The 23,400-nt window shown below is 49.2% G+C and carries 13 protein-coding genes; 11 read left to right on the top strand and 2 right to left on the bottom strand.

The annotated features are described in order from the left end of the window. Nucleotides 1–147 precede the first annotated feature (147 nt). From rpoB to NV375_RS07125, 7 genes are all read left to right on the top strand, one after another. Entirely contained in the window at nt 148–4,176 is a 4,029-nt protein-coding gene (rpoB, locus tag NV375_RS07155; RefSeq protein ID WP_258807489.1) for a DNA-directed RNA polymerase subunit beta, read from the top strand. Nucleotides 4,177–4,211: 35 nt separating this feature from the next. Beyond that, nucleotides 4,212–8,450, top strand: coding sequence for a DNA-directed RNA polymerase subunit beta' (gene rpoC, locus NV375_RS07150; protein ID WP_258807488.1), 4,239 nt, complete (start codon nt 4,212–4,214; stop codon nt 8,448–8,450). 239 nt (nt 8,451–8,689) lie between these two features. After that, the gene (rpsL, locus tag NV375_RS07145; protein WP_126771751.1) at nt 8,690–9,064 is read left to right on the top strand and encodes a 30S ribosomal protein S12; all 375 of its coding nucleotides are present in this window, start codon (nt 8,690–8,692) and stop codon (nt 9,062–9,064) included. Nucleotides 9,065–9,141: 77 nt separating this feature from the next. After that, complete coding sequence (rpsG, locus tag NV375_RS07140) at nt 9,142–9,612, top strand: 30S ribosomal protein S7 (RefSeq protein WP_126771749.1); 471 nt, start codon at nt 9,142–9,144, stop codon at nt 9,610–9,612. Between the two features lie 27 nt (nt 9,613–9,639). Next, a complete protein-coding gene (gene fusA, locus NV375_RS07135; protein ID WP_258807487.1) occupies nt 9,640–11,763 on the top strand; it encodes an elongation factor G in 2,124 nt (707 codons plus the stop codon). Nucleotides 11,764–11,822: 59 nt separating this feature from the next. Further along, a complete protein-coding gene (gene tuf, locus NV375_RS07130) occupies nt 11,823–13,007 on the top strand; it encodes an elongation factor Tu (protein ID WP_258239816.1) in 1,185 nt (394 codons plus the stop codon). 164 nt (nt 13,008–13,171) lie between these two features. Next, nucleotides 13,172–13,969, top strand: coding sequence for a transporter substrate-binding domain-containing protein (locus tag NV375_RS07125; protein ID WP_258807486.1), 798 nt, complete (start codon nt 13,172–13,174; stop codon nt 13,967–13,969). Between the two features lie 5 nt (nt 13,970–13,974). Here the strand turns inward: NV375_RS07125 and glsB are convergent, their stop codons facing one another. Together glsB and uvrA are read right to left on the bottom strand one after the other, a co-directional pair. Beyond that, nucleotides 13,975–14,931, bottom strand: coding sequence for a glutaminase B (gene glsB, locus NV375_RS07120; protein WP_258807485.1), 957 nt, complete (start codon nt 14,929–14,931; stop codon nt 13,975–13,977). A gap of 9 nt (nt 14,932–14,940) precedes the next feature. After that, on the bottom strand, nt 14,941–17,772 hold the full coding sequence (gene uvrA / locus NV375_RS07115; RefSeq protein WP_258807960.1) for an excinuclease ABC subunit UvrA: 2,832 nt from the start codon (nt 17,770–17,772) through the stop codon (nt 14,941–14,943). 130 nt (nt 17,773–17,902) lie between these two features. On the opposite strand from uvrA, the gene NV375_RS07110 reads away from it, so the two are divergent. From NV375_RS07110 to NV375_RS07095, 4 genes are all read left to right on the top strand, one after another. Continuing rightward, complete coding sequence (locus tag NV375_RS07110; RefSeq protein WP_258807484.1) at nt 17,903–19,288, top strand: MFS transporter; 1,386 nt, start codon at nt 17,903–17,905, stop codon at nt 19,286–19,288. Nucleotides 19,289–19,303: 15 nt separating this feature from the next. Then, on the top strand, nt 19,304–19,858 hold the full coding sequence (gene ssb, locus NV375_RS07105) for a single-stranded DNA-binding protein (protein WP_258807483.1): 555 nt from the start codon (nt 19,304–19,306) through the stop codon (nt 19,856–19,858). Between the two features lie 242 nt (nt 19,859–20,100). After that, on the top strand, nt 20,101–20,961 hold the full coding sequence (locus NV375_RS07100) for a hypothetical protein (protein WP_258807482.1): 861 nt from the start codon (nt 20,101–20,103) through the stop codon (nt 20,959–20,961). Further along, nucleotides 20,958–23,396, top strand: a complete 2,439-nt coding sequence (locus NV375_RS07095; RefSeq protein WP_258807481.1) for a GGDEF domain-containing phosphodiesterase — start codon at nt 20,958–20,960, stop codon at nt 23,394–23,396. Before NV375_RS07100 ends, NV375_RS07095 begins: the two co-directional genes overlap by 4 nt. Nucleotides 23,397–23,400 lie beyond the last annotated feature (4 nt).

Raw genomic sequence — 23,400 nt, 5'->3', positions numbered from 1 at the left:
TGCGCTGTTAAGCATGTATCATTTTTGCCCGTTATTGGGGTGCATGCTCGCGGTGACAAAAACGGGAACGACAAGCTGTAACAAGTTTGTTTTTAACCATCGACTCCCCGGTGGTTAGGGTCATCAATCAGCTAGCTGAGGAACCCCATGGCGTACTCCTACTCTGAGAAAAAACGTATTCGCAAGGATTTTGGTAAGCGGCCTCATGTACTTGAAGTGCCTTACCTGTTGTCAATCCAATTAGATTCATTCAAAAAATTTATTGAGCTGGATCCAGAAGGTAATAATGGTCTGGAAGCAGCTTTCCGCTCAGTATTTCCGATTGCCGCCTATTCAGGTAATTCGGAATTGCAGTACGTGAGCTATCACCTTGGTGAGCCAGTGTTTGACGTTCAAGAATGTCAAATTCGTGGCATTACATATTCTGCTCCATTGCGAGTGAAACTGCGCTTGGTTCTTTATGATAAAGAAGCAGCGGCAGGCACCGTTAAAGATATGCGCGAGCAAGAAGTCTATATGGGCGAAATCCCATTAATGACTGAAAACGGTACTTTTGTTATTAACGGTACCGAGCGTGTTATCGTTTCTCAGTTACACCGTTCGCCGGGCGTGTTCTTTGATCATGACAAGGGTAAAACCCATTCGTCAGGTAAAGTTCTTTATAACGCACGGGTGATCCCATACCGTGGTTCTTGGTTGGATTTTGAGTTCGATCCGAAAGACAACGTATTTGTACGTATCGACCGTCGTCGTAAATTGCCGGCGTCGATTATTTTGCGCGCACTTGAATACACCACTGAAGAAATCCTTGAGATGTTCTTCGACACAACGTATTTCCAGTTCCGTGGCAAGAAAGTATTCATGCAGTTGGTGCCTGAGCGCCTGCGTGGTGAAACCGCGAAGTTTGACATTAAAAACGATGACGGCGAGATGATCGTCGAAAAAGGTCGTCGTATTACTGCGCGTCACATCAAGCAAATTGAAGGCTTGAACCAGCCAGAAATGGAAGTTCCGCTTGAGTATTTGGTAGGCAAAGTTCTCGCAAAAGATTACGTCAATAAGAAGACCGGTGAAGTGGTTGCAGAAGCAAACGCAGAACTGACTCTAGAATTGTTGGCTGAGTTGCGTGAAGCGGGCTTCAAGAAATTTGAAACTTTGTTTGTGAACGACCTCGATCACGGTCCGTACATGAGCGAAACCTTACGCATCGATCCAAGCAACAACCGCTTGGAAGCTTTGGTAGAAATCTACCGTATGATGCGTCCGGGCGAGCCGCCAACGAAAGAAGCGGCGGAAGCCTTATTTGATAACTTGTTCTTCAGCGATGACCGTTATGACTTGTCAGCGGTAGGTCGCATGAAGTTCAACCGCCGTTTGGGTCGTGATGACTTAACCGGTCCGGGTACCCTGACCAACGAAGACATCATTGATGTCATGCGTAAACTGATCGAAATCCGTAACGGTGTTGATGAAGTGGACGATATCGACCACCTCGGTAACCGCCGTATTCGTTCAGTGGGCGAAATGGCTGAAAACCAATTCCGTGTTGGTTTGGTGCGTGTCGAACGTGCAGTTAAAGAACGTTTGAGCCTTGGTGACCTTGACAGCATCATGCCGCAAGACTTGATCAACGCGAAACCAATCAGTGCTGCGGTGAAAGAGTTCTTTGGTTCAAGCCAGCTGTCACAGTTTATGGACCAGAACAACCCGTTGTCAGAAGTAACGCACAAGCGTCGTATTTCTGCGCTTGGTCCGGGTGGTTTGACCCGTGAACGTGCAGGCTTTGAGGTTCGTGACGTACACCCAACGCACTATGGTCGCGTGTGCCCAATCGAAACGCCTGAAGGTCCAAACATCGGTTTGATCAACTCGTTGTCAACGTTTGCGCGTACCAACGAATACGGTTTCTTAGAGACTCCGTATCGTCGCGTCGATAATGGCGTTGTAACTGATGACGTAGATTACTTGTCAGCTATCGAAGAAGGTCAATTCGTCATCGCCCAGGCGAACGTGAAGACCAACGACAAAGGTGAGTTGACCGAAGACCTCGTGCCGTGTCGCCATAAAGGTGAAACGACATTGATGTCAAAAGAACAAGTCCAGTATATGGACGTTTCTCCGCAGCAGATCGTTTCGATCGCGGCAAGCTTGATTCCATTCCTTGAGCACGATGACGCCAACCGTGCTTTGATGGGATCGAACATGCAACGTCAAGCGGTACCAACATTGCGTGCAGATAAGCCGCTCGTAGGTACTGGTATTGAACGTACCGTAGCTGTGGATTCAGGTGTAACTGTTGTTGCGAAGCGTGGTGGTGTAGTCGATAAAGTTGACGCTAGCCGTATCGTGGTAAAAGTTAACGAGGAAGAGATGGTACCTGGCGAAGCTGGTATCGATATCTATAACCTTGTGAAATACACCCGTTCAAACCAGAACACCTGTATTAACCAAATCCCTAACGTCAACGTTGGTGAGCCGGTCATGCGTGGTGATGTATTGGCCGATGGCCCGTCAACCGATATGGGTGACTTGGCCCTTGGGCAAAACTTACGCGTCGCGTTCATGCCTTGGAATGGTTATAACTTCGAGGACTCCATCTTGATCTCGGAGCGTGTGGTACAAGAAGATCGCTTGACCACTATCCACATTCAAGAGCTCAGCTGTGTCGCCCGTGATACCAAGCTAGGTGCGGAAGAAATCACTTCGGACATTCCGAACGTTGGTGAATCTGCATTGAACAAGCTGGACGAATCAGGTGTCGTTTACGTTGGCGCCGAAGTAAGTGGTGGCGACATTCTGGTTGGTAAAGTAACGCCAAAAGGCGAAACGCAACTGACGCCAGAAGAGAAGCTTCTACGTGCAATCTTTGGTGAGAAAGCATCGGACGTGAAAGACAGTTCGTTGCGTGTGCCTAACGGTGTGACTGGAACCGTCATCGACGTCCAAGTCTTCACCCGTGATGGCGTCGAAAAAGACAAGCGTGCACTTGATATCGAGAACATGCAGCTTGAACAGGTTAAGAAAGATTTAACCGATGAGTTCAAGATTCTTGAGCGCGGTATCTATGAGCGTGCCCGTAGCCTGTTGCTGGCCAATGGTTTCGATGAGTCAAAACTAGCTGGTCTTGAGCAAAGCAAATGGTTGACGCAAAACTTGAAGAACGAAGACGCACAGCAGCAGCTTGAGCAAATTGCTCAGCAGTACGAAGAGTTGCGCAACGACTTCGATAGCAAGTTTGAAAACAAGCGTCGTAAGATCACCCAAGGTGATGACCTTGCCCCAGGCGTGTTGAAGATTGTTAAGGTTTACTTAGCGGTACGCCGTCGCATCCAGCCAGGCGATAAGCTTGCTGGTCGTCACGGTAACAAAGGTGTTATCTCAACCATTCAGCCGGTTGAAGACATGCCTTATGACGCTGAAGGTAATCCGGTCGATATCGTTCTGAACCCGTTGGGCGTACCATCGCGGATGAACATTGGTCAGATTCTTGAGACGCACTTAGGTTTGGCGGCTCGTGGTATCGGTACCAAGATCGAGAAAATGATTAAACAGCAAGCGAAAGTTGCTGAGATGCGTGAATTCCTGCAAAAAGTCTATGACTTAGGTGACACGCGTCAAGAAGTCGATATCAGCACCTTTAGCGATGACGAAGTGATGCGTCTTGCGAACAACTTGAAGAAAGGTTTGCCAACGGCAACCCCAGTCTTCGATGGTGCAATCGAAAGTGAAATTAAAGAACTCCTGAAACTAGGTGACTTGCCTGAGTCAGGCCAGATCACTTTGTATGACGGACGTACTGGTGAACGCTTCGAGCGTGATGTAACGGTCGGTTACATGTACATGTTGAAACTCAATCACTTGGTTGACGACAAGATGCACGCACGTTCTACCGGTTCGTACAGCTTGGTTACTCAGCAGCCGCTGGGTGGTAAAGCACAGTTCGGTGGTCAGCGCTTCGGTGAGATGGAAGTGTGGGCATTGGAAGCATACGGTGCAGCTTACACGTTGCAAGAAATGTTGACGGTGAAATCGGACGACGTAAATGGTCGTACGAAGATGTACAAGAACATCGTCGACAACGACTTGCGCATGGAAGCTGGTATGCCGGAATCCTTCAACGTATTGCTGAAGGAAATCCGCTCACTAGGTATCAACATTGAGTTGGACCAAGACTGAGACCAAACCGGACGCTAATTGCCAGGAGATAAATCGTGAAAGACTTATTAAAGTTTTTAAAACCGCTAAACCAGACTGAAGAGTTCGATGCGATTCGCATCGGACTTGCTTCGCCGGACATGATCCGCAGCTGGTCTTACGGTGAAGTGAAAAAGCCAGAAACGATCAACTACCGTACGTTCAAGCCTGAGCGCGACGGTTTGTTCTGTGCGCGTATCTTTGGTCCAGTCAAAGACTACGAGTGCTTGTGTGGTAAATACAAGCGCTTGAAGCACCGTGGCGTTATTTGTGAGAAGTGTGGCGTTGAAGTCACCCTGACCAAAGTGCGTCGTGACCGCATGGGCCACATCGAGCTCGCTAGCCCGGTTGCGCACATCTGGTTCTTGAAATCGCTCCCAAGCCGTATCGGCTTGATGCTTGATATGACGCTGCGTGATATCGAACGTGTGCTTTACTTCGAATCTTATGTCGTTACCGAAGCCGGTATGACGTCACTCGAGCGCGGTCAAATCCTGACCGAAGAAGAGTACTTGGATGCGTTGGAAGAGCACGGCGATGAATTCGAAGCGAAAATGGGTGCAGAAGCGGTATTAAGCTTGTTGCAACACATTGATATTGAAGCCGATATCAAACAGCTTCGTGAAGAGTTGCCAGAAACTAATTCAGAAACCAAGCGTAAGAAAATCAGCAAGCGCTTGAAGTTGCTCGAGTCATTCCATCAGTCAGGTAATAAGCCTGAGTGGATGATTCTGAAAGTGTTGCCAGTGTTGCCGCCGGATCTACGTCCGTTGGTACCACTCGATGGTGGCCGTTTCGCAACTTCAGACTTGAATGATTTGTACCGCCGTGTGATCAACCGTAACAACCGTTTGAAGCGTCTTTTAGACCTTGCTGCACCTGACATTATCGTGCGCAACGAAAAACGTATGTTACAAGAAGCGGTTGATGCCTTGTTGGATAACGGCCGTCGTGGTCGTGCCATCACTGGTACCAACAAACGTCCTTTAAAATCTTTGGCCGACATGATCAAAGGTAAACAAGGTCGTTTCCGTCAGAACTTGCTTGGTAAGCGTGTGGACTACTCAGGTCGTTCGGTTATCACCGTTGGTCCTAAGTTACGTCTGCATCAGTGTGGTCTACCGAAGAAAATGGCATTGGAATTGTTCAAGCCATTCATCTACGGCAAGCTTGAAGGCCGTGGCCTTGCGACCACCATTAAAGCAGCTAAGAAAATGGTTGAGCGCGAAATTCCAGAAGTTTGGGACGTGCTAGACGAAGTAATCAAAGAGCACCCAGTGATGCTGAACCGTGCACCAACATTGCACCGTTTGGGTATCCAGGCGTTCGAGCCGGTCTTGATCGAAGGTAAAGCAATTCAGTTGCACCCATTGGTGTGTGCGGCCTATAACGCTGACTTTGACGGTGACCAAATGGCCGTTCACTTGCCATTGACCTTAGAAGCGCAGCTAGAAGCCCGTGCCTTGATGATGTCAACCAACAACATCTTGTCACCTGCCAGCGGCGACCCGATCATCGTACCTTCGCAAGACGTTGTCTTGGGCTTGTACTACATGACGCGCGAAAAGATCAATGCGAAAGGCGAAGGCATGATCTTCAAAAACGCTAAGGAAGCTGAAAAAGCTTACCGTACTGGCGTTGCTGAGTTGCACGCACGCGTCAAAGTACGTTTGCAAGAAGTGCAAATCAGTGAAGAAGGTGAGCGCACAGACACCACAACTGTATATGACACTACTGTGGGCCGCGCCATCTTGTCATTGATTCTGCCTGAAGGTATGCCGTTCGAGATGATCAACCAGTCGATGGGCAAAAAGCAAATCGGCCGTTTGTTGAACCGCTCGTATCGTGACCTTGGCTTGAAGCCAACGGTTATCTTTGCTGACCAAATCATGTATACCGGTTTCCACTACGCGATGATCGCGGGTGCATCGGTAGGTATTGATGACATGGTTATCCCTGATGCGAAGAAAGTGATCATCGAAGCAGCGGAAGAAGAAGTTGCTGAGATCCAAGAACAGTTCGAGCAGGGCTTGGTCACCGCGGGTGAGAAGTACAACAAAGTTATCGATATTTGGTCGACCGCGAACGAGAAAGTTTCCAAAGCGATGATGGAGAACCTCTCGAAAGAAATCGTGATTAACCGTGAAGGTAAAGAAGAAGAACAAGACTCGTTCAACTCGGTTTATATGATGGCGGACTCAGGCGCTCGTGGTAGTGCCGCACAGATTCGTCAGTTGGCCGGTATGCGTGGTTTGATGGCGAAGCCAGATGGCTCCATCATCGAAACACCAATCACGGCGAACTTCCGTGAAGGTCTGAACGTATTGCAGTACTTCATCTCAACTCACGGTGCGCGTAAAGGTTTGGCCGATACCGCATTGAAGACAGCAAACTCGGGTTACTTGACCCGCCGTTTGGTCGACGTTGCACAAGACGTTGTTATTGTCGAAGAAGACTGTGGTACCGAAGAAGGTCTTTACATCAAGCCATTGATCGAAGGTGGTGATGTTGTAGAACCATTGCGTGAGCGCGTCTTGGGCCGTGTGGTCTGTGATGACGTTTTGGTGCCAGGCTCGAACGATGTATTGATCCCACGGAACACGTTGCTTGATGAGAAGATGTGCGATGTGTTGGAACAAAACTCAATCGACGAAGTAAAAGTACGCTCGGTCATTACCTGTGATACTGACTTCGGTGTTTGTTCGAACTGTTACGGTCGTGATTTGGCTCGTGGCCACTTGGTTAACCAAGGTGAAGCAGTGGGTGTTATCGCTGCCCAGTCTATCGGTGAACCGGGTACCCAGTTGACCATGCGTACCTTCCACATCGGTGGTGCGGCATCGCGTGATTCAGCAGCCAATAGCGTACAAGTTAAGAACAATGGTACTCTGAAACTGCACAATGCGAAGTTCGTTGAGAACACCGACGGACACATCGTCATCACTTCACGTTCAACTGAACTGACGTTGATTGATGAGTTTGGTCGCGAGCGTGAGCGCTATAAAGTGCCTTACGGTGCAGTATTGAAGAAAAACGAAGGCGATAGCGTTGATGCCGGCGAAATCGTAGCGAACTGGGATCCGCACACGCACCCAATCGTCACCGAGGTAGCTGGTCGTCTGAAGTTTGTCGACTTAATTGATGGCGTCACCATGACCCGTCAAACGGACGAACTCACCGGTCTATCAAGCATCGTCGTACTGGAAACAGGTCAGCGTACTAGTGCCGGTAAAGACATGCGTCCGATGGTTAAATTGGTCGACGAGAAAGGTAACGACGTCAACATCGTTGGTACCGATATGCCTGCGCAATACTTCTTGCCAGGTAATGCGATCGTTAACCTTGAAGATAACGCTGAAGTGAAAGTTGGTGATACGGTTGCACGTATTCCACAAGAAGGTTCAAAAACGCGCGATATTACCGGTGGTCTACCACGCGTTGCGGACTTGTTCGAAGCACGTCGCCCGAAAGAACCAGCTATCTTGGCGGAAATCACAGGTACTGTGAGCTTCGGTAAAGAAACCAAAGGTAAGCGTCGTCTATTGATCACCCCAACTGATGGTGGTGACCAGTACGAAGAGATGATTCCTAAGTATCGTCAGTTGAATATCTTTGAAGGTGAGCAAGTGACCAAAGGTGAAGTTATCGCCGATGGTCCAGAAGCGCCGCACGATATTCTGCGTTTGCGTGGCGTAAGCGCATTGGCGAACTACATCGTCAACGAAGTGCAAGAAGTTTACCGTTTGCAGGGTGTTAAGATTAACGATAAGCACATCGAGACCATCGTGCGTCAGATGTTGCGTAAGGCGATCATCCTGAATCCAGGCGAAACTGAATTGCTCGAAGGCGAGATGATGGAGCTTTCAGAAGTATTGGCGGCGAATGCGAAAGCCGAAGCCGATGGTAAAATCCCAGCGACCTATGAGCGTCAGCTGTTGGGTATTACCAAAGCTTCACTTTCAACCGAGTCGTTCATTTCAGCGGCCTCGTTCCAAGAAACGACCCGCGTACTTACTGAAGCAGCGGTACAAGGTAAGCAAGACCCATTACGTGGTCTGAAAGAAAACGTTATCGTGGGTCGCTTGATCCCAGCCGGTACCGGTTTCGCTTATCACCGCGACCGTGCGCGTAAGCGTATGGAAGCTCTGGCCCAAGGCGAAGCGCCGAAGCTTACTGCTGAACAAGCAGAACAGCAATTGGCCGACGCCTTGAACTTTGGTAACGAAGAAAGTGACGGCGGCGACAACGCCGAATAAGACACTTGGATAAACCTCTTAAAAGGCCAGTCGATAGTCGATTGGCCTTTTTTATTGGGTGCTTACTTTTACGCAAATAAAGCGATTCCATACGTTCCAATCGTCGCTTTTCCTTGACAGTCCAATTATTGACCATTAAAATTCGGCCTCCCCGTAATTGGCGGGCGTTTAGCTCGTGGTCGCGGGGGATTGGATTTTTTCACTCTGTTGAGCGACATCAACAAAATCAGGAGTTATGAATGGCAACAGTTAATCAGCTGGTGCGCAAAGGTCGTCAAAAGCCGGTTGTTAAAAGCAACGTTCCGGCACTTGAGGCTTGCCCACAAAAACGCGGTGTATGTACCCGTGTTTATACTACTACCCCGAAAAAGCCGAACTCAGCGCTACGTAAAGTATGCCGTGTGCGTTTGACGAACGGTTACGAAGTTTCTTCGTACATCGGTGGTGAAGGTCACAACCTGCAAGAACACTCAGTCGTATTGATTCGCGGCGGTCGTGTAAAAGACTTGCCAGGTGTTCGTTATCACACAGTGCGCGGTGCGCTTGACTGTGCCGGCGTAAACGATCGGAAACAAGGCCGTTCGAAGTACGGCGCGAAGCGGCCGAAGTCTTAACGGTTCTCCGTTAGTAAGGCCAAACACTGTAATTTAAAGTTTTGGGGAATACCCTGAATTAATCGGAGAATATTAAGATGCCTAGAAGACGCGTCATTGGTCAACGTAAAATCCTACCGGATCCTAAGTTCGGATCAGAGTTGTTGGCTAAATTTATCAATGTCGTCATGGTTGACGGCAAAAAATCTGTCGCAGAGAAAATTATCTACGGTGCTTTAGACATCATGGCTGAAAAGACCAAGAAAGAGCACTTAGAAGTATTTGAAGAAGCATTGGACAACGTACGTCCTACAGTAGAGGTTAAGTCGCGCCGCGTTGGTGGTTCTACTTATCAAGTACCTGTAGAAGTTCGTCCAGTGCGTCGTAATGCACTGGCTATGCGTTGGTTAGTTGATGCCGCGCGTACTCGGGGTGAAAAATCCATGGCTCAGCGCCTAGCAGGTGAAATGCTAGACGCATCTGAAAACAAAGGCTCTGCTGTGAAGAAGCGTGAAGACGTCCACCGTATGGCCGAAGCGAACAAAGCGTTCGCTCACTATCGCTGGTAAATTCACAGTTAACCTAAAGAGGAATTTATGGCCCGTAAAACTTCGATTGAGCGCTATCGTAATATCGGTATTTGTGCTCACGTAGACGCAGGTAAAACAACCACTACAGAACGTGTGTTGTTCTACACCGGTCTATCTCACAAAATTGGTGAGGTACATGACGGTGCAGCAACTACTGACTGGATGGCACAGGAACAAGAGCGTGGTATCACCATTACCTCTGCTGCCGTAACCTGTTTCTGGCGTGGTATGGACGCACAGTTCCCAGAACACCGCGTAAACATCATCGACACCCCTGGACACGTTGACTTCACCATTGAAGTAGAACGTTCATTGCGTGTACTCGATGGTGCCGTAGTCGTTCTGTGTGCATCTTCAGGTGTACAACCGCAAACTGAAACTGTTTGGCGTCAAGCTAACAAGTATGAAGTTCCACGCATGGTATTCGTCAACAAGATGGACCGTGCAGGTGCAGACTTCTTGCGTGTTGTGAACCAGATTAAATCTCGTTTGAACGCAACGCCAGTGCCAATTCACTTGGCAATCGGTGCTGAAGATAACTTCAAAGGCGTCGTCGATTTGATCAAAATGAAGGCAATCAACTGGAATGAAGAAGATTCTGGTATGACCTTTACTTATGATCCGATCCCTGAAGACTTGGTTGATCAAGCTGAGCAGTATCACAACGAGTTGGTTGAAGCTGCCGCTGAAGCTAACGAAGAGTTGATGAACAAATACCTTGAAGAAGGTGAGCTGACTGAAGCAGAGATCAAACAAGGCTTGCGTGAGCGTACGTTGAACAACGAAATCGTACTTTGCTTATGTGGTTCTGCATTTAAGAACAAAGGTGTTCAGGCTGTACTTGATGCTGTTATCGAGTACCTTCCATCACCGACAGAAGTTAAAGCGATTCGCGGTATTCTTGAAGACGAGTCTGAAGGTGTTCGTAAATCAGATGATGCCGAACCTTTCTCAGCGTTGGCATTTAAAATCGCAACTGACCCGTTCGTGGGTACTTTGACGTTCTTGCGCGTTTACTCGGGCGTATTGTCACAAGGTGACACCGTATATAACCCAGTGAAGAGCAAGCGTGAGCGTATCGGCCGTATGGTTCAGATGCATGCAAACGACCGTCAAGAGATCAAAGAAATCTTGGCAGGGGATATTGCAGCTGCGATCGGCTTGAAAGATGTTACGACCGGTGACACTTTGTGTGATCCGAACAACATCATCACGCTTGAGCGTATGGAATTCCCAGAGCCTGTAATCTCTGTTGCGGTTGAACCAAAAACTAAAGCTGACCAAGAAAAAATGGGTATTGCTTTAGGTAAGTTGGCTGCAGAAGATCCGTCGTTCCGCGTGAAGACTGACGAAGAGTCTGGTCAAACGATCATTTCTGGTATGGGTGAACTTCACCTTGATATCATCGTTGACCGTATGAAGCGTGAATTCAACGTTGAGTGTAACGTAGGTAAACCTCAGGTTGCTTACCGTGAAACGATCCGTAAGGGCGTTGAAGTTGAAGGTAAGTTCGTACGTCAATCAGGTGGTCGTGGTCAATTCGGTCACGTTTGGCTGAAACTTGAACCTATGGAATTTGATGCTTCTGACGACGAAACGCCTAACTACGAATTCGTTAACGAAATCGTAGGTGGTGTCGTACCGAAGGAATATATTCCTGCGGTAGACAAAGGTATCCAAGAGCAAATGCAAAATGGTGTACTTGCTGGCTACCCACTACTTGGCGTAAAAGCAACGTTGTATGATGGTTCATACCACGATGTTGACTCATCAGAAATGGCGTTTAAAATCGCCGGTAGCATGGCCTTCAAAAAAGGTGCATTGCAAGCTAACCCAGCGATTTTAGAACCAATGATGAAAGTTGAAGTTGTTACTCCTGAAGAATTCATGGGTGACGTAGTTGGTGACTTGAACCGTCGTCGCGGTATCATCGAAGGCATGGAAGATGCTGCAGGTGATTTGAAAGAAGTTCGCGCGCAAGTTCCATTATCAGAAATGTTCGGTTACGCTACTGACCTGCGTTCGCAGACTCAGGGCCGCGCATCTTATGCAATGGAATTCTTGAAGTACGCTGAAGCACCAAACAACATTGCTGAGCAGGTTATTGCCGCTCGTCAAACTAAAGATTAAGTAGAGTCTGGTCCGGTTCTCTACGGGACCGGACTTTTAACTTAAGTTAAGGAAAAGTCATGTCAAAAGAAAAATTTGAACGTTCGAAACCGCATGTGAACGTAGGTACTATCGGCCACGTTGACCATGGTAAAACTACTCTGACTGCTGCGATCACTACCGTTTTGGCAAAAACCTACGGTGGCGCTGCGAAAGACTTCGCAATGATCGATAACGCACCAGAAGAAAAAGCGCGTGGTATCACCATCTCAACTTCACACGTTGAGTACGATACTCCGACGCGTCACTACGCACACGTAGACTGCCCAGGACACGCTGACTATGTGAAAAACATGATCACCGGTGCTGCGCAGATGGACGGCGCTATCTTGGTAGTAGCAGCCACTGACGGCCCTATGCCACAAACCCGTGAGCACATCTTGTTGTCACGTCAGGTAGGCGTGCCGTTCATCGTTGTTTTCATGAACAAATGTGACATGGTAGACGACGAAGAGTTGTTGGAATTGGTAGAGATGGAAGTTCGTGAACTTCTTTCTGAGTACGATTTCCCAGGTGACGACTTGCCAGTGATTCAAGGTTCAGCGTTGAAAGCGTTGGAAGGCGAAGAGCAGTGGGAAGCGAAAATCCTAGAATTGGCAGAAGCTTTGGATAACTACATCCCAGAGCCAGAGCGTGATATCGATAAGCCGTTCATCATGCCAATCGAAGACGTATTCTCGATCTCAGGTCGTGGTACTGTAGTAACAGGTCGTGTAGAGCGTGGTATCGTGCGCACTGGTGACGAAGTAGAAATCGTAGGTATCAAAGACACTACGAAGACGATCGTAACGGGTGTAGAGATGTTCCGTAAGTTGCTTGACGAAGGTCGTGCAGGTGAGAACATCGGTGCGTTGTTGCGTGGTACGAAGCGTGACGAGATCCAACGTGGCCAAGTATTGGCGAAGCCAGGTTCAATCACTCCGCACACCAAGTTCGAAGCGGAAGTTTACGTATTGAACAAAGAAGAAGGCGGTCGTCATACTCCGTTCTTCAAAGGCTATCGTCCACAGTTCTACTTCCGTACAACTGACGTAACTGGCGCAGTGCAATTGCCAGACGGCGTAGAAATGGTAATGCCAGGCGACAACTTGAAGTTTGTTGTTGACTTGATTCACCCAATCGCGATGGACGAAGGCTTGCGCTTCGCAATCCGTGAAGGTGGCCGTACTGTAGGCGCCGGCGTAGTATCTAAGATCTTAGACTAATACTGCGACGTAGCCCTTAGTTCTACTACGGGTAAAGCTATAAAAGGGGAGCTTCGGCTCCCTTTTTTAATGCCTGAAAAGTCAACAGCGCTCTTGGTTTTGATCTTGACTTTTACCCTTGCGCTGACGAAGATAGCTGCAATCCACGCAAAGGTGAGGATGCCGTGCGTTATTTTGTTTCTATACTGCTTACCCTATTTATAGCTGTGCTTTCGGTACTACCAAGCGACAGCCGTGCGGCCGAAACTATTCGTATTGCAGCATACGACTTTCCTCCTTATTTCTCTGCATATGATACTGAGCACTTAGTAGGTGACCTCATAGAGGCTCTCAACAGCGCTCAGAGCGATTATCAATTTGAATTGCATGACGTGCCTTCCAAAGCTCGCTTTAAAGCGCTCAGTGACGCTGGGTGCTGCCATTTGATGTTATTCGAGTCGCCAACGTGGGGATGGGCTGAGCAAATGCCCCATTTAGAAATCGGCGAACCCATGGTACTTGGTGCTGAGCGTTTGGTGGCAGTCAAGAAACGTGATCAGCGTGGTGCTGAATTCTTTCAACGCGAGGGACTACGTTTTGGCGGGCTCATCGGCTACCACTATCCATTTTTGGGCAACCGAACTGATGCGGGAATACTTGAAGAACGTTTTAACGTCTACCTATCGTTAAGCCATGAGGTGAACATGAAGATGTTACTCAATGGCCGGCTCGACGTCGTGATGATTCATGATGAATATCTGTTACAGCATCGTCAGCAACCTTGGTTTGACCGGTTATTACTCAATCCACAAGCCTATGGCGAGTACGAGCTGCGCACCCTAATCAATCCCGAAAAAGGTTTTGCGCTGGAGGATTGGCGGCGTGTCGTTATGCCCCTCATTGAAAATGGCACCTTAGCCAAACTGCTGAGTAAGTATAAACTTCCGTGGCCGCCCAAGCGCACGAAGCTCGTTACGAACTAACGCGCTTAGTAAACACTCAAGCCTAATTGATTGGCGAGATTGCGAATCATGGCCATGCCACGGGCTGAATTGCCATAACTATTTAGCGGTGGTGACCACGCCGCGATCACGCCATAATCTGGAACAATTGCTACAATTCCACCACCAACGCCACTCTTCGCAGGCAAGCCGACCGTAAAGGCAAACTGACCGGATTGATCGTACATGCCGCTGGTGCTAAGCAACGCGTTGATCCGTTGTGCATCGCGATGTGAAGTGATTTGATTGCCGCTGCGTGGACACTTCCCGCGGTTGGCGAGAAAAGCAAAACTACGGGCGAGATCTTCGGTCGACATGGTCAATGCGCATTGCCAGAAATAGTGATCCAGCACTTCTTCAACGTCCGCTTCGATGTTACCAAAGCTTTTCATCAAGTACGCTAATGCGGCGTTGCGCGCACCGTGGTCTTTTTCAGATTCATGTACGCGACTATCAACACAGACGGTGTCGCGATTACACAGACCGCGGACCATACTTAACACTGCTGATTTACTGGCGGAGTAATGGCTTACCAAGACATCGCTTACCAGAATCGCGCCAGCGTTAATCATCGGGTTACGAGGAATGCCACGCTCCCATTCGAGCTGTACAATCGAGTTGAAAGGTTGACCCGAAGGTTCCATTTGCACGCGTTCCCACAGGCTATCCCCCATGCGTTCCATGGCCAGCATTAAACCAAAAATTTTCGAGATAGATTGGATTGAAAAGGTTGCCGTAGCATCACCAACCGAGGTGACTTGACCGTCTAGCGTGGCGACCGTGAGGGCACAATAATCAGACTTTACTTCAGCTAAAGCAGGGATGTAATCAGCGACCTTGCCGTCGTTCACGGTAAGCGCCTGCTGCAAAATCGTTTGCAGCAGGGTCTTCAGGTTGTCTGGGGCATGAATCGACTGCCCGCCGCTAATTACATCCTGTGTCATAGCCCTAGCTTAGCCTTGTTTCAGTAGCGGCGCCAGAAAGCGTGCGGTATGTGAACGTTCACACTCAACAATCTCTTCTGGAGCGCCTTCAGTGAGAATTTCACCACCACCGGCACCACCTTCAGGCCCTAGATCGACAATCCAGTCCGCCGTTTTAATGACATCAAGGTTATGTTCGATGATCACAATGGTATTGCCGTGGTCACGTAACCGATGTAACACGGTTAATAGTTGCTGGATATCATGGAAATGCAAGCCAGTGGTAGGCTCATCGAGAATATAAAGCGTCTTACCTGTGTCCCGCTTCGAGAGTTCGCGGGATAGCTTCACGCGTTGCGCTTCACCACCAGACAATGTGGTCGCTGACTGGCCTAAGCGAATATAACTTAAACCAACATCCATAAGCGTTTGCAGTTTACGTGCGATTGCTGGCACTGGCGCAAAAAATTCGCGCGCGTCTTCAACGGTCATATCTAACACTTCGTGAATACTACGACCTTTGTACTTGATCTCGAGCGTCTCACGGTTGTAGCGCTTGCCCTTACAAATATCACAAGGCACGTAGACGTCGGGCAAAAAGTGCATTTCAACTTTGATCACGCCGTCGCCTTGGCATGCTTCACAGCGCCCGCCGCGAACGTTAAAACTGAATCGGCCGGGTTTATAGCCCCGCGAGCGGGCTTCTTCAGTGCCGGCGAAAAGCTCACGAATCGGCGTAAAAATGCCAGTGTAGGTCGCTGGGTTAGAGCGTGGCGTGCGACCAATCGGACTTTGATCAATATCGACCACTTTGTCGAGGTATTGCATACCGTCGATCGCGTGATAAGGGGCAGGCTCGTTGGCCGTCGCTTTATTGAGGTCGCGATGGGCAATGCGAAACAGCGTATCGTTAATTAAGGTCGACTTGCCTGAGCCGGATACACCGGTAACGCATGACATCAAGCCAATCGGCAGCTTGAGCGTAACGTCCTTAAGGTTGTTACCGGTAGCTCCTTCGAGGGTTAACCATTTATCTGTCGGTTGATTCCGCTGTTGCGGTATCTCGATCATTTTACGCCCAGAAAGATAGTCGGCGGTGAGCGAGCGCTCACTTCTTAAGATGTCATCGATGCTACCTTGGGCGACGATTTCACCGCCGTGGACACCCGCGCCGGGGCCAATATCGATCACATAATCTGCCGCACGAATAGCATCTTCATCGTGTTCAACCACAATGACGGTATTACCAAGATCACGTAAACGCGTCAGGGTACTAAGCAGGCGTTCGTTGTCACGCTGATGCAAACCAATCGACGGCTCATCCAATACGTACATGACCCCAACTAAGCCTGCGCCGATTTGGCTGGCCAAACGAATACGCTGAGCTTCGCCACCAGAGAGGGTCTCGGCACTGCGCGACAGACTAAGATAGTTCAAACCGACATTGACCAAGAAGCCTAAGCGGTCGTTGATTTCTTTTAAGATTTTTTCGGCAATTTGTGCTTTTTGGCCGTCGAGTTCAAGCTTGGTGAAAAACTCGAGCGCATCGCCAATTGAGCGTGCTACGACTTCCGGTAACGTAGTGTCGTTAACGTAGACATGGCGCGCTTCTTCACGCAAACGTGTACCGCCACAACTTTTGCAAGGCTGTGCCGCAAGGTACTTCGCCAGCTCTTCGCGCACCGCGGTGGAGTCGGTCTCACGGTAGCGCCGTTGCATGTTTGGAATAATGCCTTCAAACGGGTGGCGGCGAACAACACGGTCGCCACGGTCGTTCATGTAAGTGAATTCGATGTCGTCACGACCACTGCCATAAAGAATAACCGTGCGGTGTTTTTCACTTAACGAGTTAAAGGGCTGGTTTAGATCAAAACCGTAGTGCTTCGCCAGCGACTGCAACATCTGGTAGTAATAGAAGTTACGTTTATCCCAGCCGCGAATCGCACCACCCGTTAAACTAAGCTCATCATTATTGATGACTTTTTGTGGGTCAAAAAATTGCTCAATACCAAGCCCGTCACATGAGCTGCAGGCACCAGCTGGGTTATTGAATGAGAATAAGCGCGGCTCGAGCTCCTGCATGCTGTAGCCACACTGGGGGCAAGCAAAGTTAGCCGAGAAAATCATAGCGTTGAGCTTCGAGTCACTGTCTAATGGAGCGACAATCGCTGTACCACCGCTAAGTTCTAGGGCGGTTTCAAAAGACTCGGCAAGCCGCAACTCCAAGCCTTCACGGACTTTAATACGGTCGACGACGACTTCAATTGTGTGCTTTTTTTGCAGTTCGAGTTGCGGTGGATCGCTAAGATCACAGAGCTCGCCGTCAATCCGCGCACGGATAAAGCCTTGAGCCGCTAAGTTATCAAGCACTTTGGTGTGTTCGCCCTTACGATCTTGGATGATCGGGGCCAGAATCATAAGCTTCTCGCCTTCCGGCAGTTCCAGTACTTGGTCGACCATTTGCGAAACAGTTTGCGCGGCCAACGGCTCTTGGTGAGTCGGGCAACGTGGTTCACCCACGCGCGCAAACATCAAGCGCAGATAATCATAAATTTCCGTAATGGTACCTACGGTAGAGCGTGGGTTATGTGATGTTGATTTCTGTTCAATGGAAATCGCTGGCGATAAACCTTCAATGCTATCGACATCAGGCTTTTCCATGAGCGACAAAAACTGTCTGGCGTAGGCCGATAATGACTCGACATAACGACGCTGACCTTCGGCGTAAAGCGTATCAAACGCCAACGACGATTTGCCTGAACCGGAAAGCCCGGTGATCACGATAAGCTTATCGCGTGGCATAGTAAGCTGCAGATTTTTAAGGTTATGGGTGCGGGCGCCGCGTACTTCAATAAAGTCCATAGGGGTAACCTGTAACTCCGTTGGCGAATGTGAAACGAGCATTATCGCACAGTGACCACCTTCTGGTACAATCACCAGCAAAATTTTGTCGCTAGCTCGAACACATTGAATTCATAAGAATGAGAGATTGATGCCAAAGTCTGCGAATGAACAACGTCTGAGTCCTCTCGAACGCCGCTCATCTAGTGCCTTAGCTGCTGTCTTTGGACTACGGATGTTAGGCCTATTTTTGATCATGCCAGTGATGGCGATTTATGGTCAGGCGTACCCGGATTACACACCATTGCTCGTCGGCCTAGCGATTGGTGCCTATGGTCTAACGCAAGCGCTGCTGCAAATACCTATGGGTATGTTGTCGGATAAAGTGGGCCGCCGTCCGGTAATTATTGTCGGTTTACTTGTTTTCGTGGTGGGGAGTTTAGTGGCTGCCTACGCTGACACCCTAGTTGGTGTCGTTATCGGTCGTGCGCTACAAGGCATGGGAGCTATCGCTGCCGCAATTTTAGCGCTCGCCGCAGATATTACCCGAGACTCACAACGGCCGAAAGTAATGGCCATGATCGGCATGTGCATCGGCTTGGCATTTGCCTTGGCGTTGATTTTAGGGCCCTTACTTGGTCCTTATATTGGCTTGTCGGGGCTGTTCTTGTTTACTGCGGTCAGTGCCGTGTTTGGTTTGTTGGTTTTTGCCATTGCCGTACCCAAGGTCGAAGTGCGCGCCGCTCGGGGTGACCTGCTGCCGAGTAGCAAAGAGTTTGGCTTGATACTTAAGCATGGGCAACTAGCGCGATTGAATATCGGTGTCTTTATTCTGCATTGTTTATTAACCGCTTTTTTTGTGGTCGTGCCAACTCAGCTGGTTGCCGGTGGCTTAGCAAGTGAACAACATGCCTGGCTCTACTTACCGACGTTGATTGGTTCGTTTGTGGTGATGGTACCGATGCTTATCGTGGCGGAAAAACGCCGTAAACAGCCTTTGTTTTTCCGCATTGCTATCGCATGTTTGGCATTGGCTGTCGGAATTATCGGATTTAGTGAAGGCTCATGGCTGATTTATGTGGCTGCAGTGTTGGTATTTTTTACTGGCTTTAACTTTTTAGAAGCGACTTTACCATCGTTATTGACACGCTTTGCTCCTGCGGGGCGCAAGGGCAGTGCAAGTGGTATTTATGCAACCGCGCAATTTAGCGGAGCCTTTGTTGGTGGTGCTGCTGGTGGAGCGATTTTACAGTGGGGTGGGCTTATCGGCGTTGTCGCTTTCAGCTTAGTGCTGTTACTATGTTGGCTGTTGATGAGTGTTGGCATGGCACCGCCACCACAATGGCAAAATGTGAGCTTTAGATTGCGCAAGTTGGCCGCAAACGAGGTCGATGAACTTGCGACCGAGCTGGCCGAGGTTGCGGGCGTAGAAGAAGTTCGGCTCGTCGCAAGCGAGCAAATCGCCTATTTAAAAGTACATAAAACTGATTACAATGAAGAACAAGTTACGGCGCTGGTGCAGCCGTATCAAACATGAGGAAAGGAGCAAGGCATGGCCAGTCGCGGCATAAATAAAGTCATTCTTATCGGTAACTTAGGCGCGAAGCCGGAGATCCGTTACACGCAAAACAACACAGCGATTGCCAACTTGTCGATTGCCACGAGCGAAACATGGAAAGATAAGCAAACCGGGGAGCCTCGGGAACAAACCGAATGGCACCGTTGTGTGGCCTACCGCCGTCTTGCGGAAATTGCCGGCGAATACCTGGACAAAGGCTCAAAAGTTTACGTTGAAGGGCGCTTACAAACGCGCAAGTGGCAAGGTCAGGACGGTGTTGAGCGTTACACTACAGAAGTAGTGATCAACGACTTACAAATGCTTGATAGCCGCGGTGGTGCAGGTGGCGGTGGCTTCCAAAGTCAGTCGCAGGGCGGAAGTAGCTCGTACAACCAAGGTGGTCAGCAAGCACAGGCGCAAGGTAGTAACTTTAATAATCAACAGCAACGCCCAGCGCAACAACCGCCGGCGCAACAGCAGCAGTCACAGCAGCAGAATAATGACCCGTTTATTCCTGACAATGACTTTGATGACGATATTCCGTTCTGAATGACATAAAGTTATTTAACAAAGTCCCGTAGACCCGAGAGCCCTGCTATTTAGCAGGGCTTTTTGTTTAGAAAAGTTTAGAAAAATCGAATGTTTGATTCACACCCGCCGTGAAGCTGCTAAAATGTGGTGTATCAAGCACCTAACTAGATGAACACATTGTGATCATGCTGCGTTTTCTCTCGCTCGTTTGCTTATTTTTTCTTAGTGGCTGTGACCGACCCGCAGAGCGAGCGGTGATCGTGGGTAACTCTTGGCTTGGCGCTGCGCCCGTTTTTAGTGCCGCAGTTACGCACCCGCAACTCATACCGCAACAACTCAAGCCAGTCATGTTGGTTTCGGATGTGAGCGTGTTACGGATGTTGAGTAATGATGCAGCGGTTGGCGCATTTGTTTCGCTCGATAATGCCCTTGGTCTTAATACGATGACGCAAGGTGATTATTGTGTAGCCATGGTACTCGATCACTCGAACGGTGCGGATGCGATTTTAGCCCGTGAAGGTTGGCAGTTTGGTCAGCAGCAGTCGATTCATGTCGGACTCGAAGATAGCACCCTAGCTCGGTATGTACTCAGCCAGTGGATGAAGGTCAACGGGATAGCTCCCGAACGGGTTACTACACAGGCATTGTTACCCACGGAACACCTACAGGCCTGGAACAACGACAATGTCGATCTTATTGTCACCTATCAGCCTTTCGTGCAGCGTCTCAAGCAGCGTGGCGCCCAGGTGATCTTTGATTCTCAACATCAAGCACTGAAAATAACGGATGTGCTCATCATTAATAAGCGTCATTGGCCCGAACTTGCACCAGCAATCATGCTGCTGCGCAATGGGGCTTGGCAGCAAATATTGACCTTGTTAAACGCCGAGCAAAACGAATTTTGGCAGGCATTACAAGCGCTCACCGAGCTGGATGATGGCGAGTTAAGAAGCGGTTTACAGACAGTTGAGTTCATTCCTGCTGCTGCGCAAGATCAAGCACTGCAAGCGTTGCTGCAAGAGCAGATACCACAAGTCAGCGAACATCTCAGGAAGTCAGGGGTTTACGATACGGTTGTTGGCCTCAAGCGCTGTGATCAGCTGAGCGAGGGGCACGAGTGAATAGGTTACGTTGGTGGCAACGCCTGAGTATACAAATTACCTTGCCGATGTTGGCGGCAATGTTAGCCATTTTGGTGGGCCTTAGCTATTTTATGATTGCCGCCCAGCAACAGGCTGCGCTGCGTAGTGCACAATTAGAGTTACGCAGTAGCCTTGCGGTGGCTCAAGGCTCGTTTAATCGTATGTATACTGCGGATCGCGCCATCGCAGTTCCGGAATTATTAAGCGAGTTTCATGTACATCCGCGGATTGTTAATGCCACTATTGTCAACGCCCGCAAAGACTTAGTCGCTGTGTATGAGCCTAATTTAATCCGGGGCGATGTGCAGCGTTTTGTGGATGAAGTTGACCCACAGCTTCTTAGTCATGTTGCTACCACTGGCAAAACCGTCATTCACTTTCATCCCGAGCACAGTCACTTGGTTGCGGCTGCGCCGATCATTGAAAGTCTCTCGGTGAATCGTCAAACGCAGCGTAATGTGCTGTTGGTTGAGTACCTGCATGCTCCTCATTGGTATCAACTTGCCGGTGTACCGTGGTGGCCTTTGGGATTGCTATTGTTGTTATTTTTTGCGGTGGGTCTGGCGTTATGGCTGGCGTTGCAGCGGTTCATTGCGCGCCCGGCAAAAAGGTTAGTCGAAGCGGTCACCCAATTTGGTCGGCACGGCTTCGTTAGTGACGAAAACTTGCCACTTCGCTTACCGAATGAGTTTGGTATTTTAGCGCACAATATTCGCCGTGCGGCAAAAGAGCGTCGCCACCGTGAGGCGCAATTACGTAAGTTATCAGCCGCCGTAGAGCAGGCCAACGAAAGCATCATGATCACCGATCTTGATGGCAACATTGAGTATGTTAACCCAGCGTTCTGTGACACTACCGGCTATAGCGCTGAAGAGGTATTGGGCAAAAATCCTCGACTGCTTTCGTCTGGGCGCACCCCAGCGCAAGATTATGAAGCACTTTGGCAGGCGCTGAGTGACGGCAATACTTGGCAAGGCGAGCTGTACAACCAAACCAAAGATGGCGTCGAATTTCGCGAGTGGGCGACTATTTCACCGTTGCGCGATGAACAGGGTAATACCACGCACTACTTGGCGAGTAAGCTGAATATCACGCAGCGCGTTGAAGCCGAAGCCAAAATTGAATATTTAGCGTATTACGATTCACTCACTGAGTTACCAAACCGAACCAGTAGTATTCAACACCTAGCACGGCTTCTGACAACGGCGGGTAGTGATCAGTATGGGGCGGTGGTGCTGTTTGACTTAGACGGTTTGCAGCGCATCAATGATGTTCGCGGCTTCGAGTTTGGTGATGCGATTTTGCGGGCTACTGCGAGCCGCCTTCGGGCTAGTGTGGCAAATGAGCATGAGGCATTTGTCGCGAACTTGGGCGGCGATTTATTTGCAGTTGTGCTCGCTCCGAGATTGCTGACTCATGACGAAGTCTTGGCCGACGCTCAAGTATTAGTAAAGCTGATTTTGAGTGAACTTAGTCAGCCGTTGCGGGTGCAAGATGAACAGCTGTCCGTCACTGCGAGTGCTGGTATTGTTATTTATCCAGAAAATGCAGAATCGGCGGATGCTATCATCCGTCATGCGGAAACAGCGGTGCATAACGCCAAAGACGCTGGGGGCAATCAAACCTCAGTGTATGACGTGTCTTACAGCGCCGAACTTGAGAAGCGTTATGAGATCGAGCGTGAGTTGCGCGAAGCCGTCAACGGTGAAGGTTTGGAGCTTTATCTACAGCCCCAAATGTCAGCCGCTGGAGGTCTTTTAGGAGTGGAAGTGCTGATACGTTGGTTCCATCCCAAAAAAGGCATGATTTCGCCAGGTGACTTTATTCCGGTGGCCGAACAAACGGACCTTATTGTCGATTTAGGTAAGTGGATCGTACGGCATGCGTTACTCGAGCTTAAACGCCTTCCGGCACCGTTGACCCTGGCCATAAACATAAGCCCGCGCCAGTTCCGCAAATACGACTTTGTGTATTGTATAGAGCGTGCTTTGGAGGATTCCGGCGCTGATGCTTCACGGCTGGTACTTGAAGTTACCGAGAATTTATTCGTCGAAGATACCAATGACATTGTCTTGAAAATGAAAGCGCTGCAACAAAGCGGCGTACAGTTTTCGATTGACGACTTTGGGACGGGTTACTCCTCACTGTCTTATTTACGCAAGTTGCCGCTGCAAGAGCTCAAAATTGACCAGAGCTTTGTACAAGCGATTGACGATGCTGAGCAACGTACGATTGTTGACTCAGTGATGGCGATTGCGAAAAACCTTGGTTTACGTATCGTTGCTGAGGGGGTGGAGACTGAGGCGCAAGCGAGCTACTTAGCCGGGCGTGATCACGACGTGGTTTTACAGGGCTATCTCTTTGATAAACCGCTTGCTATCGAAGCTTTCCATCAACGCTACCTTAAACACTAAGCAC

The organism is Pseudidiomarina sp. CB1 (assembly GCF_024752025.1).
In the GTDB taxonomy this organism is placed as follows: domain Bacteria; phylum Pseudomonadota; class Gammaproteobacteria; order Enterobacterales; family Alteromonadaceae; genus Pseudidiomarina.
Note: the sequence above shows the minus strand (reverse complement) of the source record. Positions and strands in the feature narration are given on the sequence as shown.

Bases quoted from the DNA above. Each gene is read 5' to 3' on its own strand.
- fusA (WP_258807487.1), top strand. From the start codon at position 9,640: ATGGCCCGTAAAACTTCGATTGAGCGCTATCGTAATATCGGTATTTGT.
- rpsL (WP_126771751.1), top strand. From the start codon at position 8,690: ATGGCAACAGTTAATCAGCTGGTGCGCAAAGGTCGTCAAAAGCCGGTT.
- NV375_RS07110 (WP_258807484.1), top strand. From the start codon at position 17,903: ATGCCAAAGTCTGCGAATGAACAACGTCTGAGTCCTCTCGAACGCCGC.
- rpoB (WP_258807489.1), top strand. From the start codon at position 148: ATGGCGTACTCCTACTCTGAGAAAAAACGTATTCGCAAGGATTTTGGT.
- uvrA (WP_258807960.1), bottom strand. From the start codon at position 17,772: ATGGACTTTATTGAAGTACGCGGCGCCCGCACCCATAACCTTAAAAAT.
- ssb (WP_258807483.1), top strand. From the start codon at position 19,304: ATGGCCAGTCGCGGCATAAATAAAGTCATTCTTATCGGTAACTTAGGC.
- glsB (WP_258807485.1), bottom strand. From the start codon at position 14,931: ATGACACAGGATGTAATTAGCGGCGGGCAGTCGATTCATGCCCCAGAC.
- tuf (WP_258239816.1), top strand. From the start codon at position 11,823: ATGTCAAAAGAAAAATTTGAACGTTCGAAACCGCATGTGAACGTAGGT.
- rpsG (WP_126771749.1), top strand. From the start codon at position 9,142: ATGCCTAGAAGACGCGTCATTGGTCAACGTAAAATCCTACCGGATCCT.